The 9,558-nt window shown below is 57.6% G+C and carries 9 protein-coding genes; 8 read left to right on the top strand and 1 reads right to left on the bottom strand.

Features of this window, described 5'->3' with window-relative positions; genetic code table 11:
- The 3 genes from NUW23_11990 to NUW23_11980 form a co-directional block, all read left to right on the top strand.
- Positions 1-975, top strand: a 975-nt coding sequence (locus NUW23_11990; GenBank protein MCR4426885.1) for a TRAP transporter large permease subunit, incomplete at its 5' end; no start/stop codon positions are given.
- 39 nt (positions 976-1,014) lie between these two features.
- Positions 1,015-2,124 carry a mandelate racemase/muconate lactonizing enzyme family protein gene (locus NUW23_11985; protein ID MCR4426884.1) on the top strand — a complete coding sequence of 370 codons (1,110 nt, stop codon included), beginning with the start codon at positions 1,015-1,017 and terminating at the stop codon, positions 2,122-2,124.
- Positions 2,125-2,283: 159 nt separating this feature from the next.
- Positions 2,284-2,535, top strand: coding sequence for a hypothetical protein (locus NUW23_11980; protein MCR4426883.1), 252 nt, complete (start codon positions 2,284-2,286; stop codon positions 2,533-2,535).
- 15 nt (positions 2,536-2,550) lie between these two features.
- On the opposite strand, the gene NUW23_11975 is transcribed toward NUW23_11980, so the two are convergent.
- On the bottom strand, positions 2,551-4,470 hold the full coding sequence (locus NUW23_11975) for a sigma 54-interacting transcriptional regulator (protein MCR4426882.1): 1,920 nt from the start codon (positions 4,468-4,470) through the stop codon (positions 2,551-2,553).
- Between the two features lie 267 nt (positions 4,471-4,737).
- Between NUW23_11975 and NUW23_11970 the strand changes: the two genes are divergently transcribed.
- The 5 genes from NUW23_11970 to NUW23_11950 all read left to right on the top strand — a co-directional run.
- Positions 4,738-6,129: a dihydroorotase family protein gene (locus NUW23_11970; protein MCR4426881.1), complete on the top strand. Its 1,392-nt coding sequence runs from the start codon at positions 4,738-4,740 to the stop codon at positions 6,127-6,129.
- A gap of 35 nt (positions 6,130-6,164) precedes the next feature.
- A complete protein-coding gene (locus NUW23_11965) occupies positions 6,165-7,169 on the top strand; it encodes a tripartite tricarboxylate transporter substrate binding protein (protein ID MCR4426880.1) in 1,005 nt (334 codons plus the stop codon).
- Positions 7,170-7,277: 108 nt separating this feature from the next.
- Entirely contained in the window at positions 7,278-7,745 is a 468-nt protein-coding gene (locus NUW23_11960) for a tripartite tricarboxylate transporter TctB family protein (GenBank protein MCR4426879.1), read from the top strand.
- A 53-nt stretch (positions 7,746-7,798) separates the two neighbouring features.
- Positions 7,799-9,295 carry a tripartite tricarboxylate transporter permease gene (locus NUW23_11955; GenBank protein MCR4426878.1) on the top strand — a complete coding sequence of 499 codons (1,497 nt, stop codon included), beginning with the start codon at positions 7,799-7,801 and terminating at the stop codon, positions 9,293-9,295.
- A gap of 18 nt (positions 9,296-9,313) precedes the next feature.
- On the top strand, positions 9,314-9,558 hold a 245-nt coding region (locus NUW23_11950; protein MCR4426877.1), incomplete at its 3' end, for a hypothetical protein.

Below are 9,558 nucleotides of genomic sequence, written 5' to 3'. Positions count from 1 at the left end.
CTGTACGCGGCCTCGGTTTATATGAGCGTTCACTTTAACGCCCTGCGCAACAACTTGGGCTGCTACAACGAGGGCAGTACCGATGACGGAGGAACCAGGGCTATCCTAGCGAAGTGGTGGCATCTTCTGATTCCCATCGTGATTCTCGTTGTCCTATTGTTGCTCCAGTACAGCGCGTATTTCGCCGCACTGTTGACTACGGCCGCAATAATCGCAGTCGGGATGCTGAGACCTCAGAGTCGAATGGACTTCGCAAAGACGTGGAACGTGCTTCAGGACGCTGGCAGAAAGATGGCACCGATCGCTGCGGCTTTGGCATGTGCCTCTATGATTGTGGGCACATTCGAGCTCTCAGGGCTGCCCCTCCGGTTCACGTCGGTAGTCCTACAGGCGACCAGGGGTAACCTCGCGATCACCTTGGCTCTGATCGCGGTCGCCGCCATGGTACTCGGCATGGGCCTCCCGACTGCCGCATGTTACGTGATTACCATGATCTTTGGTGTTCCCGCCCTAATGGACCTTGGGGTTGCACGACTGACGGCGCACATGTTTGTGTTCTACTTCGCGACCCTGTCCGCAATAACGCCACCTGTGTGCCTAGCTACCTATGCGGCGGCTTCGGTTGCTGATTCGAACATGATGCAAACCGGTCTTTACGGGGTGAAGTTGGCTATTGTTGCATACCTCCTCCCGTTTGCGGTGGTCTACAGTCCGGTTCTGTTAATGCAGGGTCAGCCCTCGGAGATCATCCTGGCTTGCATCACAGGCCTTTTTGCAGCGGCTTGTCTGGCCATGGCAGTGCAGGGCTTCATGCAGAAACCTACCACACTTGTAGAACGCATCATGTTGGTCACGGCTTCCATACTGCTGATCCAGCCCGGGGCAGCTACCGACGCTCTCGGCCTTGTGCTGCTCGGACTTGCGTACCTGTCTCAGCGCATGTTTCACCGATCAGAGCACCGGCTGGCCGTGTAGTGCCCGGGATTACGTTCTCTTCGAAAGGAAGTGCCCCGGTTGAAGATTACTGAGATTAAGACTATTCCCTTGGAGATGCCACTCACACATCCATTCCCCGGTTCAACCTACAGCATCACAAAAAGGTGCACGCTGATCACTGAGGTGAATACTGACGAAGGCATAGCAGGCGTAACTTTCCTCGGAGACAACAAGTACTTCCAGGATGCAGTTATCCGAATCATCCGAGAAGACTTCGCTCCGATCCTCATCGGGGAAGATCCCCTCTGTACGGAACGGTGTTGGCAGAAGATGTTCCAAGTTACCCTTAAACAGGGAGACCGGGCGCGGGTGGCAGAAGCTATGGGCGCAGTCGACACGTCGCTGTGGGACCTGCTCGGCAAGGCATGCAATCAGCCAGTCCACAAGCTTCTTGGAGGTTATACCGATCGGCTGCATCCCATCATCATCACCGGCTATTATGAGGCAGGTAAGGGACCCAAGGACCTGGCCGAGGAAGTAAAGCACTACAAGGAGCAAGGGTTTGCCGGGGCCAAGGTGAAGGTCGGAGGCTTGTCTCCCCTGGACGATGCGAAACGTGTGGAAGCCGTGAGGGAAGCAGTGGGAGCCGATTTCATAATCGGTTGCGATGCGAACCAGGGCTGGACTCGTCACGAAGCGGTCCAGTTCGGCTTGGCAGTGCGCGATCTTGGGATTACGTGGTTTGAGGAACCTGTCCATTGGTACGACGAGATCCAAGGGATGAAGTATGTTCGGCAGCATACAGGGCTATCAGTGAGTGCTGGGCAAAGCGAGTTCTCCTATAGAGGGTGCAGAGAGCTCGTTGAAGGCGAGGCGGTCGACATACTGAACTTCGATACGTCATGTGGCGGCGGTGTCACCGAGTGGATGCGTGTTGCCAAGATGGCCGAAACGTTCCAAGTCCGAATGGCCCACCATGAGGAACCCCTCATATCTATGCACCTCATGGGAGCCATCAAGCACGGTCTATATCCTGAGTACTTCTCCGAAGTCCGGGATCCAATGACGCCCAGGCTGGTCAAGAACCTGCCCAAGATCGCCAACGGATGGGTATCGATACCAACAGCTCCAGGATTCGGCATTGAGCTCGACGAGGACTTCATTCGGAGGTACAAGGTGGACCTGTAGTCCGTCCAAGAAGTCTAGCGATTCCGGGGATCACCGCAAGTGCACCGAGTCTGTTTGCGGTGGTCCTCGTTACCAGAAACGAACAAGGTATTCCCGGTTGAGTAGTGACGTGACTTGGGACTCGGGTGGGCAAGTCCAGGCCCCGCTAGTCATGGTCGATTGAACCGAGACTCCGAAGGGATACTCAGGTCAGGGGAAGAACGGACATCGGTCGATCGGAGCGGGCTTCTCGGCATCCGGGGACACAGACTTGCGAAAACGATGGGGGCGGTTGCATTTGGGCTTTTCCTCTATTCCGGCATCAACAACTTCGGGTGGGCTGCGGCGAACGATGTGGCGCTCAGCGGCATATTCGCTTTGAGCGCTCCATTCTCGGTTTTCGGCATTGCGCTGCCAGCCCGGACGGGCTGACGCCCTGCTGCGTCTTCACGTACCCTGCACGCGTGCTTCTTTCAGTCTGCGCCTCAGCGTCGTGAGGCTTATCCCCAGACTCTCGGCGGCAAGACGCTTGTTGCCGGAGAACGTGGAAAGTGCGTCTTCGATAGCCCTCCACTCGATATCACGGAGGGTCTCGATATGGCGCGCCGCACTGGGGCTGCCGCCAGTATGCTCCTCTTCGCTGTTCCCACTAAGCAGCGTTGACGCGCTCACCGAGAGGGAGCCATCTGGGCCGGTCATGGCCGCAAGTCGCCACACGAAGTTCTCCACCTCTCTGATGTTGCCCCGCCACTCGTAGGTCTCAAGGGCCTTCATGTCCTCGTCAGTAAGCTTGCCAGGGGTGCGACCCATCTGCAGCTCGCACCTCTTAATGAAATGCTCCAGGCAGGCAAGGATATCATCCTTTCCTCTCTGCCTTAGAGGGGGAATCTTGAGGGCTAAGACGTTGAGCCGGTAGTACAGATCATCACGGAACCTCCCCTCTCGCACCAGGGCCTCCAGATCCTTGTTGGTTGCGGCTATGATCCTAACGTCGACCGGGATCACCTTGTCGTCGCCTATTCTGGTTACTTCTTTCTCCTGAACCACTCTGAGAAACCGGGCCTGCACACTCATGGGCATCTCGCCCACCTCATCGAGAAAGATGGTGCCGCGGTGGGCAAGTTCGAAGAGACCCACCTTGCCCTGCTTACGCGCGCCCGTGAATGCGCCCTCCACGTACCCGAACAGTTCACTCTCTAGCAGCGTCTCGGGAATAGCGGCACAATTGACGGCCACGAAAGGGCCACTCGCCCTGGCACTTGCGTTGTGAATCGACTGGGCGAACAGTTCCTTGCCGGTTCCTGTCTCACCGCTGATCAGAACGGGCGAATCGAGTTCGCTGTATCTCTTCGCAACCTCCACGGTTCGCAGCATGACTTTGCTGCGGAACACTATGTCGGAGAACGTGGCTTTCGCTGCCAATCCACGCTTGACAAGGTCCTTTCGGGCCCTGGCCTCTAGGTCCTGAATGCGGGCTATGTCCAGGAAGTTGATTACTGCTCCAGATATCTCATCGCCAACCATGATGGGAACGTAGTTCGTGATGACGCGCGCTCCTCCAACGTTTCTGATCACTCCGACTTCGCTCTCCGATGGGTCTCTTGCGAGGGAGTCGCCAAGGGCCGGCATGACCGAGCCGATGGACTTACCGATTACGGTTGAAGCCTTCAGGCGAGTTATTCGCTCTGCCATCGGGTTGAAGAGGGTTACGATTCCTTTCTTGTCGAGGGCGATGATGCCGTCGTACGCGGAGTTGAGTATCGCCTTCATCCTCTCTGCCTGCTGTCTTTCCTTCTGTTTGACGGGTATCAACCGGGACGCTTCCAGAAGAGCCGCGGAGAGCGCCTCTTTGCCTGCCCTAATCCGCAAACCCTTGATCCCCCGCGTCCTGGCCAGCGAGGTTATGGCTATCCCGCCGAGTATGAGATCCACCTGGTTCTCAATCATTCGGGCTAGCGCGCGCTCCAAATCCAAAGTGGTGTCGGTGTCCATGCGATGGAACACGGCGACGTCCACTCCCATGATGTTTGCGAGGACAGCACACCCGTCCAGAATGGGCTCCACGTGCACGATGCCAAGCCGTCCGCCCATGGAACGCGCGCTCTGAAGCGCCCGGGCTATGTCAAATCCAGTGATCTCTACGTTGACAATAGGCACTTCGGAAACTGCCCTGGCTGCTTGTAGGCTGTATCCCCAGCGGCTCACTACGACTTCGGCGCCGTGCTTCGGGCAATCGCGCAAGATTGTGAGCCGGTCTTCTGCTATTGCTACGGGCACTTCCACGTCCAGGCCAAGTTCATTGGCTATTCCGATCACAGACTGGGCTGTTTCGCAATCGGGGGCGATGAACACAATCTTGCTGCCCACTGAGACACACCTCCCGAACTCGCGCCATTTTGGCGGGGCCAGCATCAAATTGGTGCGGGGTCTCGCTGGAAGATCTCGTCTCGGGCGACAACATGAGCGAGATGGGGTGCAGTTCCACACTCATCGCCGAATCCCTCCAGGTGGTTGTCAGGCACGGAGCTGGCCGTCTGGTGCAAGTGGGTCCGGGTCTGCATTTGGCACATCTATTGCGTATCAAGTAATGCAAAATCGCGCACTTGCGAGAACGCTTTCGGAGGGGGCGCTCACGTGGGAAAGAAGATGCAGATGCTGGTACGTGGAGGCCGTGTCTACCTGCCATCGGGCCCTGTTGATGCCGACATACTGGTCGATGACGAGAAAGTGGCTGCGTTCTGCGCGCCGGGAACGTTCACAGGCGAGGTCGACAAGATCATAGACGCGTCGGGCAAGCTGGTCCTCCCGGGCTTGATCGACACACACGTCCATTTCAGGGAGCCGGGGTTCACCCACAAGGAGGATTTTGAGACTGGCACCAGGGCAGCAGCCGCGGGTGGGGTGACACTTGCGGTGGACATGCCCAACACCAAGCCAAGCACAAACTCACCCGAACGGTTCGAAGAGCACCGCAAAGTGGCAGAGACCAAGGCCATCGTGGATTTCAATCACTGGCCGGGTCCGCCGCATGACCTCGATCAGATCGAGACTCTTATGAACATGGGAGCGATCGGAATCAAGGTCTTCATGATGAAAGACACCAAGCGCGGCTATCCACACATGCCTGAGCTTGGAATCACCGATGACGGCTACCTTATGGAGATTATGAGGGCGTGCAAGAAGCACGACGCCATCCTGGCAGTTCACCCACACAATCAGGAACTCTGCGAGCACATCGAAAAGCGCTACTTCTGGGAGAAGGGATTGACTGGTCCTCAGGACTATGCCAAGGCGTTGAGGTGGGGCGACTCGATAATATACGATACTGCCTTCGCGCTACTTCTTATCCTGGCACGATCCACGGGAGTTAGACTACATATGCTCCATCTCAACACCTATCTCGGTGTGGACATGGTCAAACTTGCGTACGACCACGGGGTGAACGTGACGGCTGAGATAAACCCTCCGCATCTGTTCGTCACATGGAAGGATGTGGAGGAGAAAGGGCCATACGTGCTCGGCACTTGGACCCCTCCCAAAGATCAGGAGGCCCTGTGGCGCGCGTGCACTGAGAACCTCTTTCCAGTGGCCCTGGCGACCGACCATGCCCCGCACGCTCTGGAGGAGAAGGAGATAGGGTGGCAGGACATGTGGAAGGCGCACGGCGGTGCTCCTTATGTCCAGCACTACCTTTCGCTGCTTCTCAACGCTGCGAATGCTGGGCGGATCACGATCGACCAGATTGTGAAGGTCTGCTGCGAGAATCCTGCCAGGATCTTCGGATTCTACCCGAGGAAAGGTGTGATACAGCCGGGATCGGATGCTGACTTCGTCATTGTGGACTTGAACAGGACGGAGACCATTTCCAAGGACGGAGTCCAGAGCAAATGCGGGTGGACGCCTTTTGAGGGCTGGAAGGTAACCGGAGTGCCTGTCTTCACTATTGTCAGGGGTCAGGTTGTCGCGGAGAACGGGAAAATCGTCGGTCGACCTGGCTACGGCAGATTCGTCGCACCTGAAAGGTAAGAAGGAACCCGAAAAACTGATTGGGAGGAAGAAGAATGCAGGCATCTCAAGTCAGACGAATGATGGTCCATATGTTGGCCGCGGTTCTGGTCTTGTGCATGAGTGTGGGCCTGGCTGGCGCTCAAGAAGACAAGTTTCCCGTGAAGCCTATCAGGATGATCATCACCCATGACGTCGGCGGAAGCGTGGATATTGCAGGCAGGAGCCTCATTCCCTACCTCGAGAAGAATCTGGGCGTGAACATCCAGCCGGAGAACATGGTCGGGGCTGGTGGCCGGCGCGCAATGGAGTACGTGTTCAACCAGGCGCCTGCCGACGGCTACACCATTGTTGTGTCCGCCTTCCCCTCACGCTTGCTTGGCGAGCTGACTTATCCGGATTCGAAGTACAAGATGGCGGAGTTTGTGCATCTCGGAGCCTGGCTTGGCAAGGACTATCGATCCATACTTGTCGCCCGGGCATCGAAGCTTCAGTCCCTCCAGGACCTCATCAATGAATCGAAAAAGCGAAAGCTCACGGCCGCGGGCGGCGGAGGGTTGGGCTCCACATCCCAGCTCCAGGCGGTGATGCTCAAGGAAGTCGTCGGGATGAATGCCGAGTTCATTCCGTTCGACAGCACCGCCGAGGTAGCTGCGGCTGTGCTCGGTAAACACGTGGACTTCGGCTTGATGCCGCTTTCGAGTTCCCTCCGATACGAAGCTACAGGAGACATCAAGATCGTCGCGGTGCACTCCCCGCAAAGGATCCCGGAGTGCCCGGACGTGCCTACCATGGAGGAACTTGGATTTCCGGGCGTGGTGATCCCATACGGTGTCGGAGCATGGGCTCCGCCGAAGACCCCTCCCTCAAGGGCCAAAATCCTCGCGGACGCCATCTGGAAAGCGGCGAATGACCCCGCCTATACCCAGTGGGCGAATAAGGCAGGCGTACTTCTAGAGCCACTCACAGCGGAGGAGTTCCTCAAGAGGACGCTGGATGACTACAAGAGCATTCAGAAGGTCCTCCCGATCCTGATGAGGGAAGCTGGGACTGCGAAGTAACTACACAGGGGCTGAAGCAAGAGCGAGCAGAGCCGGCCTGCTCCGGTCTCGGCATCTGGGCGAACAGGGGCCGGGCAGGCCGTCTCCGGCACAGAGGAGGGCGCTAGGATGTCCAAGAGAAGAGTCTATTCGTGGGTCAGAGTTGCCGAGATCGTGTTTCCACTGATTCTGCTGGCATTCTGCCTAACACTGTTCTTCATGGGGTTCAAGTACCGGCCACGAACCAGACAGCTCCCGCAGGTGACTGCGGTTCTCACCTCTGCCCTGATCCTAGTACACCTCTACTCCACCCGTAAGGTGGTCAGAGAAACCGAACCCATGCCCAAGGCAAGCCGCCGTAGCTTGCTTGTGCTTCTCGGAATCATCCCTCTCTTCATGGTGGCACTGGTTACGCTGGGTTTTGCACCATCCTCGATCCTGCTGATCTTCACCCTCATGTGGACCCTGGGCATGAGAAGTGTGACAACCCTCGCGGCTGTGCCGGTAGGCACGACGCTCTTCCTGTACTACGTGTTTGGCAAGTTGCTCGGTGTGCCCCTTCCTGCTGGAGTCATCCTCCCGCGTGTTCTCGGATAGGCTGGGGTCAGGCGAGGTGTTCGAACATCGGCTACCCGAAGGAGTGAGAGACGTTGCAGTGGGTCCAGGCACTGGAGACGCTGACTAACCCCGCAGCCCTTGCATTGATGGTTCTCGGATCCGTGATCGGCATAATCGGAGGTGCCCTCCCTGGGATCGGCGCAAGCCTCACTATGTCGCTGCTGATTCCCTTCACGTTCACCTTGCCCAGGACCATGGGTTTGCCTTTCCTGATCACGGCATGGTCTGCGGTGCTTTGGGGTGGATCGATCAGCGCGATTCTGCTGAACACTCCGGGCACTGGCGGTAACATAGCCACGTGTTTTGATGGGTTCCCCCTCTCGCAAAAAGGGAAAGGGGGAGTGGCCTTGGGGATATCCGGGATGGCATCCATGCTCGGCGGCCTAGTAGGAATTATGGCGCTCATCTTGTTCGCCCCCATGCTTGCCGCCATCGCCCTGAGATTTGGACCGGCGGAGTCCTTTCTGCTCGCCTTGTTCGGTATGAGCATAATTGCCACCACTACCGAGGGAGCGGCCATCAAGGGTCTTATTGCGGCTGGCGTGGGGCTGCTTGTGAGCCTGATAGGTTACGACTTAATCTCAGGTGAGATCCGGTACGACTTCGGAACCCTCTACTTGCAGGACGGGATACCGTTCCTCAATGTGATAATCGGGCTCTTTGCGGTATCGCAGGCATTCGTGTTTGCAGAGGAGATGGGCGCCCCCGTCGCGTGGTCGGGCAAAGTCGTCGGCAGGGCGCTGGATGGTGTGCTGGTTCCGTTCAAGTACATAGGGACCCTCATCAGAAGCTCGCTCATAGGAGTCATCTTTGGTTTCGCACCCGGAGTCGGAACCGCAGCCGCCAACATGGTAGCATGGTCCGAGTCCAGGCGCCTGTCCAAGCATCCCGAAACCTTCGGTACGGGCGATGAGGAAGGGCTGGTGGCTGCGGAGGCTGCCAATAACGCAGTCCAGGGCGGCGCACTGATACCTGCGCTGACCCTAGGGATCCCAGGCAACTCCGACTCGGCGGTGTTCCTCACGGGACTGATGATGTATGGCCTCACACCCGGGCGCGACCTGTTCGGGAACAACCCAGCCATCGTGTACATTCTCTTCACGAGTCTGCTCATCGGCCAGGTCCTCTTCTTTGCGGTGGGGATTCCTTTCTCCAGCCTGTGGGCCAGAGTCACGGTGATTCCGACCAGCATAGTAATGCCCGTGGTGTTGATCACCTGTTACGTCGGGGCGTTCGCCCTGCGAAACAACATCTGGGATATCCTCGTCGTATCCATTTTCGGTCTTCTCGGGTACGTCATGAACAAACTCAAGTTCCCGGTGGTTCCCATGATGCTTGCGATCATCCTGGGTCCAATTGCCGAAAAGAACTTCTACCGGGCCATGATGATATCCGGGGGCTCCTGGAGAATCTTTCTTGCCAGCCCCGTTGCGAAGATCATCGCCATCCTCATCGTCCTGGCCTTTGTGTATCCATATGTCTCGGCGCGACTCGCAAGGCGAGGTCGCCGCTCTGCCGTAACAGCCTGAATCAGGAGCGTGACTTGAGTGAACTTGTCCGTCGACGCGGGTGGACTACATCTTAAGAACCCGTTGATCCTGGCATCTGCGAGCTATACTGCCACTGCTTCGGGGATACGTACTTATGTCGGCCTGGGTTTCGGCGCTGTGGTGACCAAGACAACAACCCTCAGGCCCCTCGCCGGGGCGCCCCGCGGGGGGCGGCGGCAGGAAGCGCATCACATGGTAGTCGCCGCCGAGCCAGCCCGTCTCGCGCGGGGTGTCGAGCCGGG

The organism is Bacillota bacterium, assembly GCA_024655925.1.
Lineage (GTDB): Bacteria > Bacillota > DTU025 > DTU025 > JANLFS01 > JANLFS01.
The sequence above is the reverse complement of the archived record's forward strand: the minus strand, read 5'-3'. Positions and strand labels throughout refer to the sequence as shown.

Excerpts from the sequence above, each read along its gene's own strand:
- NUW23_11965 (MCR4426880.1), top strand. The coding sequence starts at position 6,165 with ATGCAGGCATCTCAAGTCAGACGAATGATGGTCCATATGTTGGCCGCG.
- NUW23_11960 (MCR4426879.1), top strand. The coding sequence starts at position 7,278 with ATGTCCAAGAGAAGAGTCTATTCGTGGGTCAGAGTTGCCGAGATCGTG.